Raw genomic sequence first — 24,232 nt, forward strand, 5'->3', positions numbered from 1 at the left:
TAAACATCGTTCGATTGCTGGTTTTTTAGCAGGCGTATTTTCTTCACTATGTGCGTATCAACTTTGCCAAAAGAATAAGCCTAAAATTCATGTGATTAAATCTTTGGCTTATCCGTAACTGGGGTTATATTAACAATGCAGGCATGAATGATTTTCGTCTGTTTGCGCAGCAATCACAGGATACCATTGAGCAAATGATGTTGGTCAATGTGGCTTATCCGCTGCAACTGATTCAGGATGTGATTCCATATATGTCGGACAGTCAGCCGAGTCAGATCATCAATATTGGCTCGACTTTTGGCAGCATCGGCTATCCTGGCTATGTGAGTTATTGCGCCAGTAAGTTTGCCTTGCGTGGTGCAACTGAAGCGTTGGCGCGAGAGTATTGTCAGACTGCCATTCGTTTTAGATATTTCTCCCCACGCGCGACCAATACCAGTATGAATAATCCCGATGTGATTGAAATGAATATCAAAATGGGTACAAAAGTGGATTCACCTGAATTTGTGGCACAAGAACTGTATCAATTTTTACAAACAGACCGTCAATCCTATCAGGTCGGTTATCCTGAAAAAGTCTTTGTCAAACTGAATCAGTTGATGCCTAGCCGAGTCGCAGCTGCCATTCAAAAAGATTTAGACACCATTTATGAATATGCAGATCAAAGCAAAGCGTCCTTTATTCAGCAAACTTCCGCCTCATAAATGATATTTTTTTCGATAACGCCATAAGGTGGTTCGGCTAATGCCCAAGGCTTGTGCCACCAATTCAGTTTGCCCCTGATATTTTTCCAGTAAATCCTGCAGTGTGTCTTTATCTACTTTATTGTTGGTTTTGATGGGCAGCTCAATAGGTTGTGGCGTTGGGGTAGCTGTGGCGAGTTTCAAACTAGCATGCACAATTTCATCGGGTAAATCGTGTTGATCAATTTCCGTTTTACCTGCTGACATGGTCAATGCATACAGCAAGGTATTCTTTAATTCACGCACGTTGCCCGGCCAGTCGTAATTGATTAATACCTTCAGTGCTTGCTCGGTCAAATGTGGCGTGACCTGAAACTGGGCTTGTTGTTGCAAAATAAATGCTGCAATTTTAGGGATATCTTGTTTACGTTCACGTAGTGGTGGCACAAAAATTGGAATCACCCGTAAACGATAAAGTAAATCTTGGCGAAATCTGCCTAAACGCGCTTCTTCACGTAAAGCGCGATGGGTTGCGGTAATAATTCTGACATTCGATTTAATCGCTTTTTCACCGCCCAAAGGGGTGAATTCGCCCGTTTCTAATACTCGCAATAATTTGGCTTGCAGTTCCAGTGGAATTTCTGCAATTTCATCTAAAAATAAAGTACCACCTGCAGCACGTTCAAACACACCTTTATGCTCACGAATTGCCCCTGTAAATGCACCTTTCACATGCCCAAACAATTCACTTTCTAAAATATTGGCATTTAAAGCCGCGCAGTTAATCGCAATAAAGACTTGTGCATGCCGTTGGCTGCGTGCATGTACTGCTTGCGCCACCAACTCTTTACCACTACCAGATTCACCACGCACCAAAACAGGAAACTCAGTAATCGCTACCCGTTCAATAATGGAATACATATGCTGCATTTGTGGCGAATCACTATGGAAAAACTCCGCCAAACTATTTTGTGCTTGGGCAGATGGGGTGAGTGTTTGTGATGACACTGTTGCAACGCTAGGCTGCAGAAAGAATAAACATCCTGTGAAATCGGCTGTATGGACACGAATATTTAAGCTGTGGTAGTGCCATGCCTTAGCACTATTCGGGAGTTGCAGCAGACCTGTCTGTGGTTGTGATGCTGATTGTGATTGTAGTTTTAATTTCAATAATTGATTTTTTAATGTTTTACCCGTAGCTGCAGAAACAGAAGCATCTTGTGCATATTCATAAATCCATGTTTGAGCAATGTCGTCATAAACATAGAGCAAACTGTCTGGACAAAGTTGTTGTAAATGAAACAAAAAGCTTTCAAGACTGGCTTGTTGTTCAAAGTCATGTATCCCATTCATAATGTTTCATCTTTTGTTTCATTGGTGATTCAATTGAAACATAAAATGCAACAGATGTGAAACATGGAGGATGATCTAAATTAAACAATATCTCTTAATATATTGTATTTTATTAATATATTTAAAAGAGATTAAGTTGGCACTATATTTGCAAAATTAAGAATAACAAAATATAAAACTCAGTATCTATCTCATGATCTTTCATCAATTTTTTGAAGCTGACAGCTCGACCTATACTTACTTATTGGCATCTGAACAAACCCGTGAAGCGGTGCTGATTGACCCTGTAATTTCAGAGGTTGAGCAATATGCTGCTTTTCTAGAACAGCATGATTTGCAATTGGTGTATAGCTTAGATACGCACGTACACGCTGACCATATTACTGCTGCCAACGAACTCAGAACACGTTTTGGTTGTAAAACTGTATTACATCGTAATTCAGGTGTGGTGTGTGGCGATATTTTCATTACCGATGGCAGCGCCATTCGTGCGGGTGAATTATTGATTGAAGCACGTTATACCCCGGGTCATACCAACGCCTGTACCAGCTATGTGGTCAATGGCATGGTATTCACTGGCGATGCGTTGTTAATTGATGGTTGTGGTCGTACTGACTTTCAGGAAGGCAACCCAGCGACTTTATATGACAGCATTCATCTACAAATTTTTAGCTTACCTGATGACACTTTGGTGTACCCAGGGCATGACTACAAAGGGCGTGTGTCTTCTACCGTTGGGCAGGAAAAACGCAATAACTCGCGTTTAGGACAAGGGCGCACCAAAGCGGAATTTATTACCCTCATGCAGAATTTAAACCTGCCTTATCCAAAACATATTGATGTGGCTTTGCCTGCCAACAAAGTTTGTGGCAAGTGATGTTTGCACAGCACAACATAGTGATGGAATAGGGGGAAATACGCATGTGGATGTTAATCCTAGAAGGCTTGGCGATTGGTACTTTGCTGGGTTTAACTGGGGCAGGGGGCGGTATTCTTGCCGTTCCTGCACTTATGGCAAGTCAGGGCTGGACTGTGGCGCAGGCTGCACCTGTCGGTTTATTGGCAGTCACTTTGGCGGCTTTGGTTGGCACAGTTGAAGGCTTGTTCAAACGTATTGTACGTTATCGTGCTGCATTGTGGATTGCCCTAATCAGTATTCCATCTGCACGTTATGGGGTGCATTTGGCAGGTATTGTGCCGCCCATGTGGTTAACACTGGCGTTCAGTCTGGTCATGTTTATTGTGGCGTATCGTATTTTCTTTAATAAGGTCAACGACCAAACTAATCCACCGTGTAAGGTAAACCAAAACACAGGACGCTTAATTTGGAATGTTAAAACGGCGTCTTTGCTTGGTGGTGTTGGTGTAATTGCAGGCTTGCTGACGGGTTTGTTGGGTGTGGGCGGTGGTTTTATTATTGTGCCGTTATTGCGTAAATTTACCGATTTGGATATGCGCAGTATCGTCGCAACCTCTTTGATGATTATTTTCCTGATTGGTGGCGTGAGTATTTCAGCACACGTTTTAGATGGCTTTCAGTACCCAATGGCAGTCACCATCACCTTTGTTCTGGCGTGTATTGTCGGGATGTTACTTGGACGTACTTTGGTACATCGCATGAATAGCAATACTGTACAAAAGGTATTTGCTACGACAGTTATTGGTGTTGCGTTCTACCTCATTTATACAGCGATTATGGCTTAAGTCTAATATTTGGATACTATGTTTTTACTTTGAACTGCAGTATTGTGAATAGGTAACGTATTGTTAAGTGTAAGAAAAAGCACTAGACCTAGACCAAATTAAAGATTAGCTTAGTTGTATAAGATGACAAGGAGCCAAGAATGAAAAAACATTTATTTTGTGTGGGTGTAGAGTTCCGTAAAGCATCCGATGAAACAGGCTCTTATGCGTATTTGACCGCATATTTAGGCGCAGATGACTTACATGAAGCGATTGATCGCGTTCAGAAACAACTGGAGCAAGAAGGCAATAAAGTATTATTTGTGCGTGGTTGCTGGGTTGTCGATGCCGATTGTGATGATGGTTTCTGCCCAACCGAAGAAAGTAATGCTGCCTCTAAAGCAGACCTGCTGTTCAGTGATGAAATCTATTATGGCAAATTGCAGCAATGGTCAATCAACAATGGCTATGAATACTGAGTAAAATGTTGGCTGAGTAAGATGCCGATGGGTTCAGTTTACTGACCTGTGAATATTTAAAAAACCGCGTTTGAATGATTCAAGCGCGGTTTTTTTATTCTTCATCAACCAAATGAACAAGTACATATTTTTCAAACCAGATCGGAAACTCTCCTTTAAAATCTGGATTAATGATCAATGTATCTCCGTTAGTCACTTCACAGATATAAGAAGCCATATTCTTGGTCGCATTACTTGAGTTATCAAATAAATACGCTCGGTCAGATACTTCAATCGCATCAATCAACATGTGCATAGTGCGGAAATAGCGTTCACGGATTTTAATTTCTTCGACTGGATGACCACCATTTTTCACACGTTGTTTAACTCGGTCCACATTAATATCAGGGTCCTCAGTCGTCACAAAGTATAAATAGGTACGATAGCCTTGCGTTTTAGCATCTCGCAAAAACTCGATTTTACTCTCATGAGACATTACGGTTTCAAATGTAAATCCAACCTTAAGCGTAAGTAACTCTTTACGGATGACATCAAGAATTCGGGCTGCGAGGTAGGAATCAATCGTGTTCCCGCTTAAGTCGATTAAGCTTCCATCAATCACAGGATCTACTGAGAGGAGAGGACTTTTGCTTAGAGTACCATCTGCATTTTTTAGTGGTCGACTTGCTTGAGTAAGATAATCAACCAATATGTTTGCATTAATGCGTATATCAAATTGACTTAGATCAAGAATGGGTGTGGCTTTAAGATCGCGCTCAAGGTTGTCAGCATTCAAAAACAATTTAGATAAACGGCTATCTAAACCATTAATCATCGTACTTTTGCCCGATCCATTTGGACCCGCAAACATTCTGATTCGAGGTGTTTTTGGCAACATAAATTATTCTGCAGTAGCCTCTATGTTACGTTTTCTAATTTTAAAGGTTCTGCGACCATTAAACTGGCGGGCTAGATCAGGGTTCCGACCAGATAACTGTTTGATTAAAACTGGTTTGCCATTCGGGGTTTTGCTGACTAAGGCATCATTTTCCACATAAAGTACTCGATCACTGTGAGCTACTGCAATGAAGCGTTCACGCAAAACGTCAGCTGCAGCTGTAGCGATTTCACTTTCATTGGTTCGGTTTCTAGTTGACATATCTAAAACCTCTAGGTGATTAAGTTTCATGGTTAGCGCGTCAATTCTTGGATTAAGAATAAATTGCTCTATTTAATCAATATATGCGTATTTTGATTAAATTCCAAGAACAGTATGAAGCTAGTAAGTATTATATTTTTGCATTTCTGATGCTATCAGAATACCACATCAACCGTTTTTTAGCATTGTGTCGCATGTAACTTGAAATGCAGATATTTTATTGCTTTTGATATTGAGCTAAAACATCAGTTTCCAGCGCTGAAAACTTTAGAGCCTACTTAAAAGGACGTCCTTCTCCTTGTTCTTCATAAGTCACACCATCTCGAATGTGGTACAAGCGTTTAAAGGTAGGGATGATTTTATCGTCATGTGTGACTACAATAATTGCAGTTTGAAATTTTTCTGCCATTTCGTGTAATAAGCGAATCACGGTCATCGCACGTACACTATCCAATGGTGCAGTGGGTTCATCGGCTAAAATCACAGGCGGTTGATTAATCAAGCCACGTGCAATGGCGACACGCTGTTGTTCACCACCAGACAATTGCCCAGGCATGGCATGTACCCGATGCTGCACATCGAGCGCCGTTAAAATTTCCAATGCGCGGGCGCGGGCAATGTCATTGGCTACGCCTGCTAACATCGGCAGCAGCGCTACATTATCCAAAACATTTAAAAAAGGAATTAAGTACGGGGTTTGGAACATAAAACCAATTTTATCGCGGCGTAAGGCACTTAAGTCTTTGACTAACCAACGTTGATCAAAAATCACCTCATCGCCCAAAGTCATGCGTCCTTCGGTAGGATCAATCACGGCACCTAAACATTTGAGCAAGGTGCTTTTACCCGAACCTGAGGGGCCAATCAGCCCAACCACTTCACCGGGTGCAACCTGCATTTTGACATCTTTTAAGGCATAAAAGGCATTGTCACCTTGTCCAAAACGCTTTTTTAAACCTTCAATTAAAATGCCGTGTGTCATGTTATCCCCCAATTGCTTCGGCAGGGTCAATGCGCAGTGCCATCCGAATTGCAACCAAACTGGCTAACATGCAAATCAGCATCACCGCAATAAATCCAAAAATAGAATCTTGCGGAACCAATAAGACATATTTCGGGAAATATGGTGCGGCAAAGGTTGAACTGATTTTACCAACAGCAAACCCAATTAATCCAAGCGCGAGTGCTTGTTGCAAGATCATCCAAGCGATTGTGCGATTGCGTGTGCCAATTAATTTTAAGACCGCAATTTCACGAATTTTGTCCATAGTCAGGGTATAAATAATAAATGCCACAATCGCGGCGCTGACCAAGGCCAAAATCACCAAAAACATGGCAATTTGTTTGGCGGATGTGGCAATCATTTTGCTGATTAAAATGTGTTCCATCTGCGGGCGGGTATAGACTGTTAGTTGTTGCCAACGCTGAATATGTGCTGCTGTTTCTTCAGCTGAAGCACCTGCATTTAAACGGACTAAAATAGCATTCACATAACGGTTGCTACTTTGTGCATTGAGTACGCTTTCAAGCAAGTCAGGATAAGCAGGGCGGTTATAAATTGGGTTTACTGCAATTCGTCTACGGTCTTGTAAAATGGCAGCATTGTCCTTTTGGAATTGCGCCTGTTGTGCATCTTTCAGCGGAATAAAAATCATCGGGTCACCACCCGAAGACACCATGCGTCGGGTTAAACCCACCACGGTAAAGGTGTTACGACGGATTTTAATACGATCACCCAACTTTAATCCCGTACTCATGTCGGCTACGGCTTCATAGTGCCCGCGGGTCAATTGACGTCCTGCCAATAAATGTGGCGGCCACCCCAAGTTATTCCACGCATGTTCACCTGTTTGAATCCCGACCACCATCGAGCGAATATCTTTATCTTGATGATGCACTTGCATGGTTAAATAAGTAATATTTGAAGCATGCGCCACCCCGGGCATATTCATCACGCTGCGATATAAATCATCACGCACACTTGAAGGTTCTGCATAAGGGCCAAGTGTATCTTGCTGCACTACCCATAGGTCAGCACCACTGTTATTCAGCAGGGCTTTGGCATCATCTACCATGCCGCGATACACGCCAGCCATAATTAAGGTCACACCAATCAGCAAGCCGAGTCCAAAGCCAGTAAATACAAATTTACCCCATGAATGGAAAATATCACGACCTGCCAGACTAATCATTTAGCTGCTCCTGCAAGTTGCTTGACAACCCGTAAACGGTTTTTGGCATGTAGGGGTTTTTCACTATACAGCACCACTTGATCATTTTCGGATAAGCCTGCGAGCACTTGCACATCGCCCGCTAAATTTGAACGTCCTAATTGAACTTCAACAAATTGCGGCTTTTCGGCCACAACTTTCCACACGCCTACTTGGTTATTGATACGGTGAACTGCCGCATTGGGAATGGTTAAGCTGCGTGCCAATGGTGCGAGGCTGATGGTGACTTCTGCTAACTCACCCAAAGGCGGAAGAGGCGTTGGAGGTTGATTAAAAACCACTTTAGCTAAAATTTCTTCGGTAATGGCATCGGCACGAGGTTCTACCCATAACACATGACCTGCCAAAGCATTATTTTGCCGTGAACGTAAATGAATTTGAGCTGGTAAGTCAGCAGCTAAACCAATCGCACTGGATTGATCGAAACGGGCATTCATCCAAATGGAGTTAGGATCGACAATTTCTAGTACGGTTTGACCTGCTACCACCGTTGAACCCGGTTCTGCATAACGTGCAGTGACGACACCTGCAGCTGTGGCCACTAAATTTAAATTATCACGCTGTGCTTGTAAGGTATTCAGGTCTGCACGTGCTTTATTGAGTTCTTGTTGCATCGCGCTGAGTGCCGCCGTTGCCAAATCGAGCTCTTGTTGTTTAATGGCTAAAGATTCTTGGCTGGTGGCATTGATTTTGGCCAGTTGTTGATAACGCTTGACTTGTTGCTGCGCAAAATTTTGACGGATTTGAGTGTCTTGTTGCTGAGCGGTAATTTTTTGGATTATCGCACGTTGAGCCAATAAACGATCTTCCAAATCGACAGGATCCATTTCGCCTAACAGTTGTTCTGCTTGTACGTTATCGCCAATATCTACTTTTAAGTTTTTTAAGCGACCTGCTGCAGTTGGGCCAATTTTATAGTTATAACGCGCTTCAACGGTAGCTATGCCAAACAGGCTAGGTTGAATGGATTGGTATTTGGCTTGCGTGAGGGTGACGTTGACAGGGGCAAATGGGCCTGTGCGTAAGACTACGTAAATTAACAATAAAACCAAAGCTACAATGACCACAATCACGGAAATCGTTCGCTTGCCTAAGGGAAATACCTGCATGTGTACTCCGCATAATTTTTTATCAATTAAGGAGAATATAATCTATTTTGTTATTGTGCGGGAGAGTTATTCGGTTTGGGGGATGAAAGCGAAAAATGTTTGGAGATGAATAAACCGTCCAATAAAAAGGCTTAAATCCTAAAAGTGGATTTGAACCTGTATTGTGCAAAAGTGAGCAATCCTGATCATTTTTCGTGAAGTTTTACCTCAATTTGATAGTCGTCTTGGGTCACTTTAATTTTATGGTCTTTATATTTACGTTTGCTTGGCGAGAGTGCAGAGCTAGTCACTGCCTTATGGAAATCACTATCTGACATGAAAAAATAATAAGCCTTATAGCCCAATAATATTTTCTCAATTTTATTGCCTTTAGTCTGAGCATCACTGATCAATGAATTTAGATACTTTAAGCTGATGTTTGCTGACATTCCTGAACCTTAAAATATAAAGTTGAAATTTCTAAGAATTTATAAGCAACAAACATTACAAATTTATGACAAGGGTTGTTTGAGAGATGTACTTCGCTTCAGGTCATTATAGATCTAAAAGTTGTGGGTCAAATTGACGCAATTTTGACCCAATTTATTCAAATTTGGGTCAATTTGTTCTGGATAGCATTGGACGCAAAACCCATAGAAAAAGCCTTAAACACTGATGTTTAAGGCTTTTTTAGTCATATTTAGTTATGTAACTTCATATGAATTTAAGAATTTGGTGGAGGTGGCGGGAGTTGAACCCGCGTCCGCCAACACTACACTCGAGAATACTACATGCTTAGATATCGTCTATTGTTTTAACACTCTAAGACCCGACGAACAGGGTTCAAAGTGCGATCCTCTAAGTTTGGTATAAAGTCCCGAGGCTCAACTCTATACGGACTTGTGTGCGTGCGCTTCAGTCGGGTTCACTGACCACAAGTATTCAGTGAAGCGGACAAGCGGCCCTTAGGCAGCTAGAGCGTAAGATTCGTCGTTTGCGACTATTTTAATGCAAATTTGATTTACGAGAGAAAATGCGCTCTCGGCATGCATCTATGAGCTTCATCATCAGCGTCGAAGCCAATAACACCCCCATATCACAGCGCAATCATAGCATAGCTGGCAAAAATTACGATGTATTTTCTGCACAATTACACATTTCGATGCGCTTAGTTACATAATTGCGCTAATATTTTATTTTTCAAGTCAAACACAATAAAAAATATGAGTTATTTACTAGCACTCGACCAAGGCACAACTTCTAGTCGTGCCATCATCTTTAATGAACACGGACAAGTTCAGGCAACGGCACAACGAGAAACCCATATCCAGACCCCATATTCAGGTTGGGTGGAGCAAGATGCTCAAGAAATCTGGTCAAATCAAATTGCTGTGGTGCAACAGGCTCTGGCGACTGCAGGTGTTTTGGCTAAAGACATTCACGCGATTGGCGTGACCAATCAACGTGAAACCACAGTGGTGTGGGATAAACGCACAGGCAAACCACTGGCACCTGCCATAATTTGGCAAGATCGTCGTGCGGCTGATTGGTGTCATCAGTTGATTCAAAATAACCAGATGCAATTGATTCAGGAAAAAACAGGTCTGCGTATCGATCCGTATTTTAGTGCAGGCAAACTGGTGTGGTTGCTTGAGCATGTCGATGGGTTAAAAGCATTGGCACAACAGGGGCACGTGGCTTTTGGCACCATCGACAGTTGGTTAATTTGGAATTTGACCCAAGGCGCAGAGCATGTCATTGAAGCGAGTAATGCTTCAAGAACGATGTTGATGAATTTACATCGCCAAACTTGGGATGAAGAATTACTGGAATTATTTCAAATTCCCGCATCGGTCTTACCCAAAATTATTGCATCCGACAGCTATATTGCAGATACCGCAACGGGTTTATTGGGCGCGAATATCCCAATTACAGGTATTTTAGGCGATCAGCAGGCGGCGTTGTTTGGGCAATCGTGCTTTGAAGTTGGTACAGCAAAAAATACCTACGGCACAGGCTGTTTTATGTTGTTTAATACAGGCAATCAGGTGCAATTTAGCCAAAATAAGTTACTCACTACTTTGGCGTGGCAATGTCAAAATCAAACCCATTTTGCCCTTGAAGGCAGTGTTTTTATGGCAGGTGCTGTAGTGCAATGGCTGCGCGATGGTTTGGGTATTATCCAAAAAAGCAGCGATGTGGAACAACTTGCCAATAGTGTAACTTCTAGCGATGGTGTAGTGCTAGTTCCTGCATTTACAGGGCTTGGTGCGCCACATTGGGACAGTGAAGCGCGAGCGCTTTTATGTGGAATGTCACGTGGCACCAACAAGGCACATATTGCCCGTGCTGCCTTGGAATCCATTGCATTTCAGGTGTCGGATGTACTCACTGCGATGCAATCCGATTTAGATCATCCACTGAAAGAGCTTCGAGTCGATGGTGGTGCTAGTCAAAATGATATGTTGATGCAATTCCAAGCCGATATTTTAAATGTGCCTGTGTTACGTCCTAAAATGTTGGAATCAACCGCTTGGGGAGCAGCAGCTATGGCAGGTTTAAAGGCGGGTGTATTTTCTGACTTATCTGAAATTTCAGCATCTTGGCAGTTAGATCGGGTATTTGAACCCCAAATGAATGAAGCAGAGCGTGCAGAACATTTAGCGCGTTGGCAACAAGCCTTAAAACGTGCTAAGTCAGACTTATAATCAGCGCTATTTCTAAAATAACGCTAAGTTGAAATAAATCTTTAAACCACAAGCCTCATCAGCAAAACTTTTGAGGCTTGTAGCTGTTTTTTCGTTACTTTGATCTTTTAGATTACGCCTTACATTGCCTCACGTTGAGCTTCATCTTCTAGATAACTTTCCAAAGAATCATCTAGTGCATAAAGCCATGGTGTGTGATGCGGTTTAGCCATTTTTCCTGTCATCACTGAGCGATAAACTTTATCTCTAAAGCCCATAATATTTTCTTTTTTATGCTTTTTCCATTGCATGAAAATATCGTGTACTGCATCAATATTGAAAGATGGATAGTCGGTCTGCGCAATCAGGCGTTTGATGTAATCCCCTTGGAAACGTGCAGATTGTTCATCGCTCATTAAGCGTTGTTCTTTTTCATGCAAGGTTTGGGTATGGCTTTGCATTTCATCTGTACTTGGCAATGCAATTTTGCCTAAAATCACATCACGGACAAACCATGCCTGCGCATCGAACATATTGAAGGTGTACCATTGATCTTGCATGCCTAAATAGAACAAACGAGGATTCTTTTCCCAAACCACACCTTGATATAAACCTAGTGGATAAAGGCAGTTATGCGTTCTGAGGCGCAAGCCATCTTCAATAAACGGGAAGTGGTGTAAATAGCCCGTACATAAAATAATGGCATCAATTTTGGCCGATGTTCCATCACCAAAATAAGCAGTATTTTCATCTACACGCAGTAATTGTGGTTTTTCAGACCAGTTTTTGGGCCACTTAAAGCCCATGGCTTTACTGCGATAGCAACTGTAAATTTGTTTGGCGCCGTATTTATAACATTGCGAACCAATGTCTTCGGCAGAGTAGCTGCTGCCCACCAACAGCACTGATTTACCTTTAAATTCCAGTGCATCACGGAAATCATGCGCGTGTAAAATACGACCATGGAATTGATCAAAGCCTTCATAAACAGGGACACGCGGGGTAGAAAAGTGCCCAGAGGCCACCACAACATAATCAAACTGTTCTGAATAATGACGTTGCTGTGCGTAATCTTCGACATCAACCGTAAATTTTTGCGTCGCATCATCATAATGAATATGCTGAACGGCGGTATTAAAGCGGACTAAGTCTTTCACCTGTGCTTTTTCTGCACGACCTTGAATATAATCCCACAACACTGCGCGTGGCGGATAAGACGCGATTGGTTTTTTGAAGTGTTCATCAAAAGTATAATCGGCAAATTCTAGCGCTTCTTTAGGGCCATTTGACCATAAATAACGGTACATACTGCCGTGGACAGGTTCGCCATGTTCATCTATACCTGTGCGCCAAGTATAGTTCCAGAGTCCACCCCAATCATTTTGTTTTTCGAAACATACAATTTCAGGAACTTGTAGACCTTTGGCCTTTGCTGACTGAAACGCTCTTAATTGGGCCATGCCGCTTGGGCCAGCGCCAATAATTGCAATTCGATCCATTGCTATCTCCATTAGTTTTTGAGTTCTTAATTACTTCTCCAATTTTGAGTGACACAATTCAGGATTTTAAATATCCGCATTATAAAAATAAGCAAATACAATCCTAAATTTAGAGATCAAGTAGATCTTGTCAAAATAGGATGTGAATTAAAAAAATAGAAAAAATAAAACACACTAAAGACAGTAAAAATTGCTTAAGCAACTCATCTTTATAAAAAAATGTATTTTACAAGAAGCATGATCTTATCATAATTTTTGATTAATTTTGGTTTTGCTTAGTTGTAAAAGTGAATTTAAAGTCATTGCTGTTGTTGTTTTGGTTTGATCAATTGGTATATTTTATTGATTTTTATAGAGAAAATAAGATGAAAATTTAAAGCTAATTTTTATCTCATTTTGCCCAATATAAAGGTGATTTTGATGAGATTGTTGCAAAATCTACAATGATATACAGAGGATTGAAAACTGAATCTTAGGCAACATTTTCAGAGAGCCATACCCGAAGTGGACTTCTGAAAAATTAAAAGGATGCTGTGATTGATAGGTGTAATGAAAGTTTAGTTTTTATAAGCCATGAAAGCAGTAGCGTATTTATCAAGCTTTATCTAATGATTGAATGTGCTTTGCGTACATTCAATCATTAAAGTTTGTGGCGACTCAGTAATTAAAGTTTACGCCACACCTTATTTTCATCTTCTAAAGAGACAGTAAAGTTAAATTCGTCGTCTACGGTAACCAAGTAGGAGTTAGGATTAACCAATAAAACTTTTAAAATTGTACCTTGCTCGAATTCAATTGGTGCGCAGTTTTCTTTACGTAGAACAATAGGTTCAAGTAGCTCAATAGCAATGTTTTCTGTTGGAGATTCCATACCGCACCCTAAATGAGTTATTTTTAATCAACTGTATTATATAGTAAATTGATGAATAATCTACACAAAATCGTAAATTTGTGTCGGGTTTAAATATTTTGTACTTGAATTGTTGGTCAAAAAATCGCAATAAATTTGCCCAATACTTCATAATTTGACATTTTAAAAATATAAGAAATTGAAATTTGATGTAATTTCTTAGATGAATGGCAAATGAACAGCGCAGTAAAATATAGCCGATTGATGAAATTTACAGTTTTCAGTATAAAAATAAAATTATTGCTGAAAAAACAGCGTATAAAGTATAAAAGTTAAAGTATCCATTCACGCTTTTTTAAGTGGTGAAGGCACTGGGTTTTACATTCCAATTTAAAAAATAAAGGCTTTTTGTCTGCATGTTTAAGTCATTTTTTCCAAATCCAAAGTGGTTTTTTATTTCATTGCTTGTTTGGTTCGCGATCAATCTGGCTTTATGGTACTCGGGCGGTAGCGCATGGGGTAGTTGGATTGGCTTCCCGCAAGGCTATGCCGAAGCAACATTACCCATCGATGTCAGTCGTTTTTGGTCACCTGCATTTTTATGGTTTTATTTCTGGTTTTTTGTATCAACCACTATTTTTGCCACCTTTTGGAAATTTAAATCTAATAACCCGTGGCAGCGTTGGTCGGTATGGGGATCGGCATTCATCCTGTTCAATATTTGGTTTGGGGTACAAGTCAATGTTGTGGTGAATGCTTGGTACAACCCATTTTATGACCTGATTCAAAAAATGCTCAGTAGTGGCGGTGGAGATGTCAATGAACTCTATGCAGGTGTGCTGACCTTTTTATACATCGCCATGGTGGCAGTGACCTTAATGGTTTTGAATTTATTTTTTGTTAGTCACTATGTTTTTCGTTGGCGTACGGCAATGAATAATTATTACACCGCACATTGGGAAAAACTCAGACATATTGAAGGGGCTTCACAGCGTATTCAAGAAGATACCATGCGCTTTGCCAGAACCATGGAAACTTTAGGGGTAAATTTAGTCGAAGCCCTAATGACTTTGTTGGCATTTTTACCTGTGCTGTTTAGTTTGTCTGTGCATGTCAAAGCCCTGCCTATAGTGGGGGAAATTTCGTATGCCTTAGTTTGGGCTGCAGTGGGTTGGGCAGTATTTGGTACAGTGGTGTTAATTGTGGTGGGTGCGAAGTTACCAGGTCTGGAATTTAATAACCAAAAAGTTGAGGCGGCTTATCGTAAAGAATTGGTTTATGGTGAAGATCACGCTGAACGTGCTGATCCGCTGAGTTTAAAAGAACTGTTTAGCAAAGTGCGTTTGAACTATTTCCGTTTATATTTCCACTATGCCTATTTTAACTTGGTACGCATTTGGTACATGCAATTGGACAATATTTATGGTTTATTTGTGTTGTTCCCAAGTATTGCCGCAGGGGCTATTACATTGGGTTTGATGATGCAAATTGCCAACGTATTTGGCAAAGTCCGTGAATCTTTTCAGTATCTGATTGCATCTTGGCCAACCATTATTGAGCTCTTGTCTATCTATAAGCGTTTAAAAGCATTTGAATCGACATTGGATCACTAGTTGTGGTGGCGACATCCATGATTTGTTGTGGATGTCGCGTTCACATGTTCAGAGCCATGATTGCTAAATATAAATAGATCTGAACAGTTGTATAAAAAATAATATGAGTGTTAGTATTCAAAATCATAAAAAACTGTGATGAATTGGATTGTTTTATAAAAATATCAAACTTGATTCAAATAAAATTATGATTAATTAACTATAAAATCAAGGTGTTGTATTTGTTATTTTGCCCCAATTCATATATTTTCATTGATATAAAAACAATTGAGAATTGAGACGTGACCTGCAAAAAATTACTCTTGATTGGGGGAATTGGCAGCCTATTATTTGGTTGTGCAACAGTTGATCAATTTAGCCCAAATTCGGTGAAGCATTTTGCATCTGCACAAGAACTGATTGTTCAAAAAAACTTAAATCAGCCCAGTGGTGCCGCTAAAGAATATGTCTATTATTGGGGGCCACAGCGCAAAGATCAGCCTGCTGAATCTATGATTCCACGTAAATATATGGGCAGCTATTGTCAGTCACAACATGGACGCTTAACGCTGGCCTATAAAAGCTCAATGAGTTTAGTCAAAAATGCATGGTCTAAAAAACTACTCAATACTTATCGAGATGTAAAACAGGGGATTGGGGCATACCGCTGTGTAGGTAATCAGGGCGAAAGTTGGATTGTATCTATTGAACCTGTGGCAGAGCGCCAGTTGGAACAGCGTGGTGAAGCGCGAGTAGTGAGTTTGGTCACTAAAATAATGTCTGAAGATGAAGCACGACGTTTTTACCGCGCGGTTTCTACACCTGCAAAGGCTGCACCTAAAGCAGCTCAAAGTAATCCAAAAACAACAAATGCAACCAAAGTTGCTGAAATGAAAGAAAAACCTGAAGAGAAAAAAGAGCCTGTAGTTGCGCCAGTAAAAACAGCTCCACCACGCGTGGTTGAGACACCACAACAGCAACAGACACGTTTATATGTGGCGGCACGTCGTGATTTAAACAGTGGGCGTAATCAAATTAATGCCTGTAATAATGCGCAACGTGCTTATAACTATGGCAAATTACAGGGCGCAGAGGGTACGCGTATTTATACAGAATCTGGCATGTTGGTGGCACGTTGTTTAACCAGTGTGTCGAGTTATCGCAGTCGTTTTCCAAATTCAGATGCACAGGCAAAACGTATTTTGCAGAATTTAGCCAATAATTATAATCATGCAGGGGCTAAGAATATGTTGAGAGGCATGAAGTGAGGTGATTGCCTCACATTAAATTTTTATTTGTGCACTTGCTAAGTAATGCTTATTAGCAAGTAGAGATTAAAAGTACATTAAGTATTGCACACGTCCTAAGCTGCAAGTAAGTTTGCTAACTAGGTGTACTTATAAATCGCCTTTGCTATTAAAAAAACTCTTATTGTATGAATAAAAAGGGTTATCCACCGATTTTATTATAACTAAGTTCAATATAAGACCGTATTGCATTTAATTCTTCAATTGTGCAAATTGTAAATTCAACATCGCCAACTCCATGATGCCCAATATTGGAAACATCACGGTAATTTGATGTATTTGTAGGTATATCTTCAGGCTTTAATTTTAAATAAATTTTTAAGTTTTTTGCTCGGACTTCTACAGTTAGGATATTTTGAGTGCTTTTATAAGCAATATAATATTTTTTAGGAATTTCCTCGATAGATTCATCAATTTGCATCATAAGCTCCTGTAAAGCTTCGATCAGATCAATGATTTCTTTAGGCTTATTTGCTAAGTGGTCATCTATTGAATATTGTCCAATACTTCTGGTAATTGCAGCTTTTTTTCCTGCAGCAACCATCACAGGATTTTTTGTAGGCTGATCGGTTGAATGTGTTAAAGCGTGAGCATTTGATGTGGCTGTATGAAATACTTCTTCGAGATATAGGCTTTGGTTAGAAAATAGCTGGTAACGCCATAGTTCAATATTTGCACCTATCACTTGTACTGCATGTAAATCATACTTTTTATAGTTTGGTGCAATACAAATAACGCGAATATCAGACCAATCTATCTCAATGTTTTGCCCTAAAACTTTTTTAGCTGCGACTTCAAAATCACCTTTGTGGTCTTGAATCCAATGTAGATAAAATAAACTTTGAGTAATGAGTTCGGATGACTCTACTTTTTTATATTCAATAATGACGGGGTTGTTGTCTTCAGATAATGCGAGTGTATCAATGCGCCCTGCATGTATTGCACCAGTTGAAAACTCACTAGCAATAAACTTGCAATTAAAAACAGGGATTAAATTCTTTTCAATTAAATTTTGCAGATCTTTTTCTAATAAGAAGTTGGTTTTTTCTACAACTTGTAATTGTTGTTGATCTTTAATTTCAAATATTGGCATGTTAAGTCATTCTATGATTTAAAAGTATATTGTGATAAACCCCACACGAAGTGAGGTTTATCTCATAAAAACAAAGAATTAGTCAATTAATCAACCAATCAATTTCTTCATCAATTCATTCACTTGCGCAGGGTTCGCTTTACCTTTCGCTGCTTTCATCACTTGACCAACAAGACCGTTAAAGGCTTTCTCTTTACCAGATTTATACTCTTCAACCATTTTTTCGTTGGCAGCGAGAACTTCCTTAATAATTGCTTCAATCGCGCCTGTATCAGTTTCCTGTTTCAAGCCTTTTTCAGCAATAATTTCGTCCGCAGATTTGCCTTCGTCCCACATAAAGCCGAACACTTGCTTCGCGATCTTACCGTTAATCGTGTTGTCCACAATACGTGCGATCATACCGCCAAGTTTTTCCGCAGATACAGGAGAATCCGCCAAATCTAAGCCTGCTTTGTTTAAAGCACCTGAGAATTCGCCCATTACCCAGTTTGCAGCAATCTTACCTTGTGCCGCACCACCAGCCGCAGCAACCACAGCTTCGTAAAATTCTGACATTTCACGAGTCAATGTGAGCACGTGAGCATCGTACTCAGTTACACCAAAGTCCGCCACGAAACGTGCACGACGTGCAGCAGGAAGCTCAGGCATAGTCGCTTTAATGGCTTCAATTTGCGCATCAGGAATAATCACAGGCAACAAGTCTGGATCAGGGAAGTAACGGTAATCGTTGGCTTCTTCCTTTGAACGCATTGAACGCGTTTCCATCTTCACAGGGTCAAACAAACGTGTTTCTTGGTCAATCGTACCATCCCATTCCAAGATTTCCATTTGACGTTCAATTTCAACATTGATCGCTTGTTCAATAAAGCGGAATGAGTTCAGGTTTTTAAGTTCACAACGTGTACCGAAGGGTTGACCCGGACGATTTAACGACACGTTACAGTCCGCACGGAACGAACCTTCAGCCATGTTGCCGTCAGAAATACCTAACCAACGAACCAGTGTGTGAATCGCTTTAATGTAAGCAACCGCTTCTTCAACCGAACGCATATCTGGTTCAGATACGATTTCCAATAAAGGTGTGCCTGCACGGTTGAGGTCAATACCTGACATGCCTTCAAATTGGTCGTGAATCGATTTACCTGCATCTTCCTCAAGGTGTGCACGGGTTACGCCAATGCGTTTGGTTGTGCCATCTTCAAGTTGGATGTCGATATGACCCAAGCCTACAATCGGGTTATCCATCTGGCTGATCTGGTAGCCTTTTGGAGAATCCGGGTAGAAGTAGTTTTTACGTGCAAATACAGAGGCTTGGTCGATGTAGGCATCAATACCCAAGCCAAAACGGATTGCCAAATCCACCACTTCTTTATTCAACACAGGCAAGACGCCCGGCATAGCTAAATCAACAAGGCTGGCTTGCGTATTTGGGTCTTGACCAAATTCGGTTGATGAACCTGAGAAAATTTTAGAATTGGTTGCAAGCTGAGTATGAATCTCAATACCAATCACGACTTCCCAACCATCAATCAGGTTTGATTTTGGTTTAGCAGTATTCTTCGCCATTATGCGTTCTCCTCAGCAATTGCAGCGCGTTGAGTATGCCAATCGGTCGCTTGTTGATACTGATGTACCACAGATAACAGTTGTGATTCAGACCAGTAATTGCCAATCAATTGTAAACCCACAGGCAAGTGATCTTGGTCAAAACCAACAGGCGCACTAATTGCTGGTAAGCCCGCTAAGTTCACTGCGATGGTGTAAATATCACCCAAATACATTTCAACAGGGTCTAAAGACGCGCCAATTTTGTAGGCAGTTGTTGGTGCAGTTGGTGCTGCAATCACATCGACCTGTTCAAAGGCTTTTAAGAAGTCTTGCTGAATTAAACGACGGACTTTTTGTGCTTTCACGTAATAGGCATCGTAATAACCCGCAGAAAGAGCATACGTACCAATCAAGATACGACGTTGCACTTCTGCACCAAAACCTTCAGAACGCGAGCGTTTGTAAAGGTCTAAAATATCTTGAGGATTTTCTGCACGGTAGCCATAACGCACACCATCGTAACGAGAAAGGTTAGATGATGCTTCTGCAGGGGCAATCAGATAGTAAGTTGGCACGTAGCTTTCAGTCATGTTGAGATCAATCTCAACCAATACTGCGCCCAATTCTTCTAATTTTTTTAGTGATTCTTCAACACGTGCTTTCACCGCAGCATCTAAACCAGCCACATTGAAGTATTGTTTCGGAATACCAATGCGTAAGCCTTTGAGCGTTGTTGCATTCAGGTTCGCCACATAATCTTCAACCGCTTTATCCATAGAGGTTGAGTCTTTGGAATCATGACCAGCCATTACATTCATTAAATATGCACAGTCTTCTGCAGAGCGTGCCATTGGGCCTGCCTGATCTAAAGACGATGCATAAGCAATGATGCCGTAACGTGAAACACGTCCGTAAGTTGGTTTTAGACCAGTTAAACCACAGAAAGACGCAGGCTGACGAATTGAACCGCCTGTATCTGTACCTGTAGCAAATGGCGCAAGATCAGCCGCGACTACCGCAGCCGAACCACCTGATGAGCCACCTGGTACATGGTCAAGTGCCCACGGGTTTTTGGTCGCGCCATAGAACGAACTTTCAGAGGTTGAACCCATTGCGAATTCGTCCATGTTCACTTTACCTAAAGTGACCAAACCTGCGTTTTTACCTTGTGCCACCACAGTTGCATCATAAGGTGAGATAAAATTGTCCAGCATTTTTGAACCCGCAGAGGTTTTAATGCCTTGGGTACAAAAAATATCTTTATGTGCAACAGGAATACCTGTCAGTGCTGTCGCTTGACCCGCCTGACGTAATGCATCGGCTGCATCCGCCTGTGCCAGTGCTACTTCATTGGTCACGGTGACATAAGAGCGCACTTGCGGATCAATTTTGGCAATACGTTTTAAATAATGTTCTGTTAGTTCGCGAGAGGAGAATTTGGCTGCCGCTAAACCCTCAGAGATTTCACGAATCGATAAGCGATGTAAATCTGTCATGAGAAAAATTCTTTTACCTTTTTATGAAGTCAAAATGTAACAGCCGAATAAATTATTCAATCACACGTGGAACAAGGTACAAGCCATCCTGAACTGCAGGGGCAACAGCTTGATATTGCTCACGATGATTCTGTTCGGTTACGACGTCTTCACGTAATGGTTGAGGGTGGTCAAATGGGCTTTTTAAAGGCTCAACGTCATCGGTATTTATGCCTTTTAAGCTTTCCATCATGCCTAAAATTTTATTTAGACTTTGAGCATACTCAGCAGATTGCGTATCATTGAGTTTAAGACGAGCAAGATGGGCAATTGCTGAAACTGTTTGTGCATTTAAATCTGCAGAATGCTGAGCATCCGAGGTAGACATAACATCACCTAAAATCAGTATTAATAAAAAATTTCAAAATATCGTGCGTTATAATAAGCGATTGACTTGTTCAACGCACCACATTTAGTTAAAGTTGCCAACTTGCGTCCACATAAAGTTTAATCGAGAACGACTCCGTGATTCTAAAACGACTAATTGGCTTGTTTTCGCCAGACCTAGCCATTGATTTAGGTACAGCAAATACACTTATTTATGCGCCAGGACGAGGCATTATATTAAATGAACCGACAGTTGTGGCAATTCGTCACAGCGGTTCACAGAAAATTGTTGCCGCAGTCGGTCTTGATGCCAAACAAATGTTGGGTCGTACCCCTGCAAACATTTCTGCAATTCGCCCAATGAAAGATGGTGTCATCGCTGATTTTGAAGTGACTGAAACCATGCTGAACCAATTTATTGGCAAAGTGCATGAAAAACGTTTATTCCCACCTGCACCGCGTGTAGTGGTGTGTGTACCATGCAAATCTACTTTGGTAGAGCGCCGTGCGATTCGTGAAGCCGTGTTTAACGCAGGCGCACGTGATGTACGTTTAATTGAAGAGCCAATGGCAGCAGCAATTGGCGCAGGTATGCCAGTCGAGCAAGCCTGTGGTTCAATGGTGGTAGATGTTGGCGGTGGCACGACAGAAATCGCGATCATTTCATTACAAGGTTGTGTTTATTCAGATTCATTGCGTATTGGTGGTGATGTATTTGATGAGCAAATCATTAACTACGTGCGTAAGGCACATGGTTGTGTGATTGGTGAAACCACAGCAGAAACCATTAAGAAAGAAGTTGGCATGGCATTGCCAGATGAAGGTGCTAAACCACTGGAAATTGAAGTGCGTGGTCGTAACTTGGCAGAAGGTGTGCCACGTGCCATTACTGTAACTTCTGATGAAATTACCCAAGCCATTTCTGATCCGTTACAAAGCATTGTATCGGCAGTAAAATCTGCACTGGAACAAACTCCACCAGAACTTTCTTCCGATATTGCAGAGCGTGGAATTGTGCTCACCGGTGGCGGTGCGTTATTGCGTAACCTAGACAAGCTTTTGGCACAAGAAACTGGCTTGCCTGTGGTAGTCGCAGAAGAACCATTAACTTGCGTTACCCGTGGTGGTGGCAAGGTCTTGGAATTCTTTGATAATCCAAACCACGATATGTTATTTGTTGGCTAATACATAGGATTCGGCGGTGCAAACAAATCTGTTTTCCAGACAACCGCCATCTTTTCGCTCTTTTATAATTGCGGTCATTACTTGCTTGGTCATCCTGTTCTTTAACTGGCGTGTCCCGCATGTAATTCAACCTGCACGTGATGTTTTGTATGCGGCATATAATCCAATTTATGCCCTTGCAAGCTATCCTGTATTGTCGCGAGAATGGCTAAGTCAACAAAGTAAGTCTGAGGCTCAATTGCGTCGTGAAAATACCGCGATGCAGGCAGAGCTATTACAGGCTCAAGTCCGTTTGCAAAAATTGTCTGAACTCTCTGCAGAAAATACCCGCCTGCGTGGTCTACTCGATACGCCTCTAATCATTGATGGACGCATGGAAATTGCTGAAGTAATTGGTACCGATGCCGATCCTTTGCGCCACATTATTGTGATTAACCGTGGTTCACAAAATCAGCTCAAAGTCGGGCAAACCGTTTTGGATGATAAAGGCATTATGGGGCAGATCATTGCTGTGTATCCACACAGTAGCCGTGTCATGTTGCTTTCTGACAAAGAACACTCACTTTCAGTGCGTTTGGAACATACAGGCATGCGAGCCATTGTGTCGGGTACGGGCGATTTAGGGCGTTTGAAAATGGAATATGTACCGACCAGTGCCAATATTCAGGTTGGAGAGAAAGTCTATAGCTCAGGCTTGGGCGAGCATTTCCCTGCAGGATATTTGGTTGGAAGCATTGCCAAAATCAGCCGACATAATTCTGGTGAGTTTGCACAAATTGATGTGATGCCTGCAGCACAATTGGCGGGTGGTCATCATGTGGTGGTGCTGTTCTCAGAATCTTTAGCGAAGGAGCAGCCAAATGCCAATCGCTAAAATTGGACAAACCCGACTCGGACAAAACAAGAATAAAGATCCACTATTTCCGATTATTTTTTCTGTAATTGCTGCATCTGTACTCATGGTGTATCCGCTGTCTTATACAGGCTCGGGTTGGCGACCATTGTTTATGTTGATGGTGACCTTGTTTTGGGTGCTTGGGCAACCAACTTGGTGTGGTATTTGGTTTGCCTTTGGTACAGGCTTGTTTGCAGACTTGCTCCTCGATGCACCTTTGGGCATGAATGCCCTAAGTTTTGTGGTGATTACTTTTGTGGCGCGTTTCCTGACTCGTGAGCGCCGTATTATGACGTTTGCGAATTTATGGGTCATTAGTGTAATCGCAATTTTGGCTCACCTCGCCCTGATTTGGGTGATGCAAGTCATGGGTGGGATTCAGTTCCCATTTGCCCGTCATTGGCAACCTTTGCTGAGTAGTATTTTGCTCTGGCCTGTGCTGTATTATTTCTTGCGAAAATGGCGCATTTAATTCTTGCCTCAAGTTCACCGCGCCGTCGGGAACTCCTGCAACAGCTTGGGCTGGAATTTGAAATTTACAGTCCAGACATCGATGAATCTATTTTAGCGGGCGAAGATGTTGCCGCGTATGTTGAGCGGTTGGCATGTGCCAAAGCCGATGCGGTTTTACGGCTATTTCCTGATGCTATTGTGATTGCTGCCGATACCAGTCTAGGCGTAGATGGGCAGATTTTGGGCAAGCCAGAATCCAAAGCACATGCCTTTGCCATTTGGTCACAACTTTCTGGTCGAAAACATGATGTTTTTTCAGGGGTTTGTGTGCGTACAAAACAGAAAAAATCCAGTATAGTGGTACGTACACAGGTTGAATTTCAATCGCTTAGCCTAGATGATATGGAAAGCTACTGGGCAACAGGTGAGCCGATTGGAAAAGCGGGTGCTTATGCGATTCAGGGCATCGCAGCACGTTATATTCCGCGTATTGAGGGCAGTTATAGCAATGTTGTCGGCCTGCCACTCTATGAAACCGTACAGTTATTACAGACAGTTAAGGCACTAAATTAACTGCTGCACAAAAATTTTTATAATGTTTTGAGT

24 protein-coding genes, 1 other RNA gene and 1 pseudogene are annotated in these 24,232 nt (G+C 41.5%); 12 read left to right on the plus strand and 14 right to left on the minus strand.

Annotated features, from left to right (window positions below; genetic code table 11):
- Both FTV28_RS02440 and FTV28_RS02445 read left to right on the plus strand, forming a co-directional pair.
- Nucleotides 1-118, plus strand: a pseudogene (locus FTV28_RS02440) (IS982 family transposase); the annotation flags it as partial.
- Nucleotides 119-143: 25 nt separating this feature from the next.
- Entirely contained in the window at nt 144-704 is a 561-nt protein-coding gene (locus tag FTV28_RS02445; protein ID WP_257222787.1) for an SDR family NAD(P)-dependent oxidoreductase, read from the plus strand.
- Here the strand turns inward: FTV28_RS02445 and FTV28_RS02450 are convergent.
- Entirely contained in the window at nt 699-2,036 is a 1,338-nt protein-coding gene (locus FTV28_RS02450) for a sigma-54-dependent Fis family transcriptional regulator (protein ID WP_179989353.1), read from the minus strand. The genes FTV28_RS02445 and FTV28_RS02450 overlap by 6 nt on opposite strands.
- A 193-nt stretch (nt 2,037-2,229) precedes the next feature.
- On the opposite strand from FTV28_RS02450, the gene FTV28_RS02455 reads away from it, so the two are divergent.
- The 3 genes from FTV28_RS02455 to FTV28_RS02465 all read left to right on the plus strand — a co-directional run bounded on the left by FTV28_RS02455 (nt 2,230) and on the right by FTV28_RS02465 (nt 4,198).
- Complete coding sequence (locus FTV28_RS02455) at nt 2,230-2,913, plus strand: MBL fold metallo-hydrolase (RefSeq protein ID WP_179989354.1); 684 nt, start codon at nt 2,230-2,232, stop codon at nt 2,911-2,913.
- Nucleotides 2,914-2,957: 44 nt separating this feature from the next.
- Nucleotides 2,958-3,740 carry a sulfite exporter TauE/SafE family protein gene (locus FTV28_RS02460; RefSeq protein WP_104852390.1) on the plus strand — a complete coding sequence of 261 codons (783 nt, stop codon included), beginning with the start codon at nt 2,958-2,960 and terminating at the stop codon, nt 3,738-3,740.
- Nucleotides 3,741-3,880: 140 nt separating this feature from the next.
- Nucleotides 3,881-4,198, plus strand: a complete 318-nt coding sequence (locus tag FTV28_RS02465) for a hypothetical protein (RefSeq protein ID WP_104852389.1) — start codon at nt 3,881-3,883, stop codon at nt 4,196-4,198.
- 94 nt (nt 4,199-4,292) lie between these two features.
- On the opposite strand, the gene FTV28_RS02470 is transcribed toward FTV28_RS02465, so the two are convergent.
- The 7 genes from FTV28_RS02470 to ssrA form a co-directional block, all read right to left on the minus strand.
- Complete coding sequence (locus FTV28_RS02470) at nt 4,293-5,075, minus strand: hypothetical protein (protein ID WP_225543583.1); 783 nt, start codon at nt 5,073-5,075, stop codon at nt 4,293-4,295.
- A gap of 3 nt (nt 5,076-5,078) precedes the next feature.
- On the minus strand, nt 5,079-5,336 hold the full coding sequence (locus FTV28_RS02475) for a hypothetical protein (protein WP_004975373.1): 258 nt from the start codon (nt 5,334-5,336) through the stop codon (nt 5,079-5,081).
- 274 nt (nt 5,337-5,610) lie between these two features.
- Complete coding sequence (locus tag FTV28_RS02480; RefSeq protein WP_096902281.1) at nt 5,611-6,318, minus strand: ABC transporter ATP-binding protein; 708 nt, start codon at nt 6,316-6,318, stop codon at nt 5,611-5,613.
- A 1-nt stretch (nt 6,319) separates the two neighbouring features.
- The gene (locus tag FTV28_RS02485; protein WP_136144179.1) at nt 6,320-7,528 is read right to left on the minus strand and encodes an ABC transporter permease; all 1,209 of its coding nucleotides are present in this window, start codon (nt 7,526-7,528) and stop codon (nt 6,320-6,322) included.
- The gene (locus FTV28_RS02490) at nt 7,525-8,676 is read right to left on the minus strand and encodes an efflux RND transporter periplasmic adaptor subunit (protein WP_179989355.1); all 1,152 of its coding nucleotides are present in this window, start codon (nt 8,674-8,676) and stop codon (nt 7,525-7,527) included. Before FTV28_RS02490 ends, FTV28_RS02485 begins: the two co-directional genes overlap by 4 nt.
- Nucleotides 8,677-8,861: 185 nt before the next feature.
- The gene (locus tag FTV28_RS02495; RefSeq protein WP_004975383.1) at nt 8,862-9,104 is read right to left on the minus strand and encodes a hypothetical protein; all 243 of its coding nucleotides are present in this window, start codon (nt 9,102-9,104) and stop codon (nt 8,862-8,864) included.
- Nucleotides 9,105-9,388: 284 nt separating this feature from the next.
- Nucleotides 9,389-9,748, minus strand: a transfer-messenger RNA (tmRNA) gene (gene ssrA, locus FTV28_RS02500).
- A 130-nt stretch (nt 9,749-9,878) separates the two neighbouring features.
- On the opposite strand from ssrA, the gene glpK reads away from it, so the two are divergent.
- A complete protein-coding gene (gene glpK / locus FTV28_RS02505; RefSeq protein ID WP_179989356.1) occupies nt 9,879-11,363 on the plus strand; it encodes a glycerol kinase GlpK in 1,485 nt (494 codons plus the stop codon).
- 119 nt (nt 11,364-11,482) lie between these two features.
- Here glpK and FTV28_RS02510 read toward each other — a convergent pair whose 3' ends face one another.
- On the minus strand, nt 11,483-12,841 hold the full coding sequence (locus FTV28_RS02510) for an NAD(P)-binding domain-containing protein (protein ID WP_179989357.1): 1,359 nt from the start codon (nt 12,839-12,841) through the stop codon (nt 11,483-11,485).
- A 664-nt stretch (nt 12,842-13,505) separates the two neighbouring features.
- A complete protein-coding gene (locus tag FTV28_RS02515; protein WP_004975391.1) occupies nt 13,506-13,712 on the minus strand; it encodes a hypothetical protein in 207 nt (68 codons plus the stop codon).
- Between the two features lie 395 nt (nt 13,713-14,107).
- On the opposite strand from FTV28_RS02515, the gene sbmA reads away from it, so the two are divergent.
- The gene (sbmA, locus tag FTV28_RS02520; RefSeq protein WP_179989358.1) at nt 14,108-15,304 is read left to right on the plus strand and encodes a peptide antibiotic transporter SbmA; all 1,197 of its coding nucleotides are present in this window, start codon (nt 14,108-14,110) and stop codon (nt 15,302-15,304) included.
- Between the two features lie 281 nt (nt 15,305-15,585).
- Nucleotides 15,586-16,551 carry a hypothetical protein gene (locus tag FTV28_RS02525; RefSeq protein ID WP_179989359.1) on the plus strand — a complete coding sequence of 322 codons (966 nt, stop codon included), beginning with the start codon at nt 15,586-15,588 and terminating at the stop codon, nt 16,549-16,551.
- Between the two features lie 181 nt (nt 16,552-16,732).
- Here FTV28_RS02525 and FTV28_RS02530 read toward each other — a convergent pair whose 3' ends face one another.
- The 4 genes from FTV28_RS02530 to gatC all read right to left on the minus strand — a co-directional run bounded on the left by FTV28_RS02530 (nt 16,733) and on the right by gatC (nt 21,094).
- Complete coding sequence (locus FTV28_RS02530; protein WP_179989360.1) at nt 16,733-17,683, minus strand: DUF5655 domain-containing protein; 951 nt, start codon at nt 17,681-17,683, stop codon at nt 16,733-16,735.
- Between the two features lie 90 nt (nt 17,684-17,773).
- Complete coding sequence (gene gatB / locus FTV28_RS02535; RefSeq protein ID WP_179989361.1) at nt 17,774-19,249, minus strand: Asp-tRNA(Asn)/Glu-tRNA(Gln) amidotransferase subunit GatB; 1,476 nt, start codon at nt 19,247-19,249, stop codon at nt 17,774-17,776.
- On the minus strand, nt 19,249-20,727 hold the full coding sequence (gene gatA / locus FTV28_RS02540; RefSeq protein ID WP_179989362.1) for an Asp-tRNA(Asn)/Glu-tRNA(Gln) amidotransferase subunit GatA: 1,479 nt from the start codon (nt 20,725-20,727) through the stop codon (nt 19,249-19,251). The genes gatB and gatA overlap by 1 nt, the downstream gene beginning before the upstream one ends.
- A gap of 52 nt (nt 20,728-20,779) precedes the next feature.
- Entirely contained in the window at nt 20,780-21,094 is a 315-nt protein-coding gene (gene gatC, locus FTV28_RS02545) for an Asp-tRNA(Asn)/Glu-tRNA(Gln) amidotransferase subunit GatC (protein ID WP_004975405.1), read from the minus strand.
- A gap of 137 nt (nt 21,095-21,231) precedes the next feature.
- On the opposite strand from gatC, the gene FTV28_RS02550 reads away from it, so the two are divergent.
- Genes FTV28_RS02550 through FTV28_RS02565 form a run of 4 tightly spaced genes read left to right on the plus strand, consistent with a single transcriptional unit; the run spans nt 21,232 to nt 24,199 of the window.
- Nucleotides 21,232-22,278: a rod shape-determining protein gene (locus FTV28_RS02550; protein ID WP_004975408.1), complete on the plus strand. Its 1,047-nt coding sequence runs from the start codon at nt 21,232-21,234 to the stop codon at nt 22,276-22,278.
- Nucleotides 22,279-22,294: 16 nt separating this feature from the next.
- On the plus strand, nt 22,295-23,152 hold the full coding sequence (mreC, locus tag FTV28_RS02555; RefSeq protein WP_167846190.1) for a rod shape-determining protein MreC: 858 nt from the start codon (nt 22,295-22,297) through the stop codon (nt 23,150-23,152).
- Nucleotides 23,139-23,645: a rod shape-determining protein MreD gene (gene mreD / locus FTV28_RS02560; protein WP_154320436.1), complete on the plus strand. Its 507-nt coding sequence runs from the start codon at nt 23,139-23,141 to the stop codon at nt 23,643-23,645. Before mreC ends, mreD begins: the two co-directional genes overlap by 14 nt.
- A complete protein-coding gene (locus FTV28_RS02565; protein WP_004975413.1) occupies nt 23,633-24,199 on the plus strand; it encodes a Maf-like protein in 567 nt (188 codons plus the stop codon). Before mreD ends, FTV28_RS02565 begins: the two co-directional genes overlap by 13 nt.
- Nucleotides 24,200-24,232 lie beyond the last annotated feature (33 nt).

Origin of the sequence: Acinetobacter sp. YH12252 (assembly GCF_013417365.1) — a bacterium.
GTDB classification, from domain to species: Bacteria; Pseudomonadota; Gammaproteobacteria; order Pseudomonadales; family Moraxellaceae; genus Acinetobacter; species Acinetobacter towneri.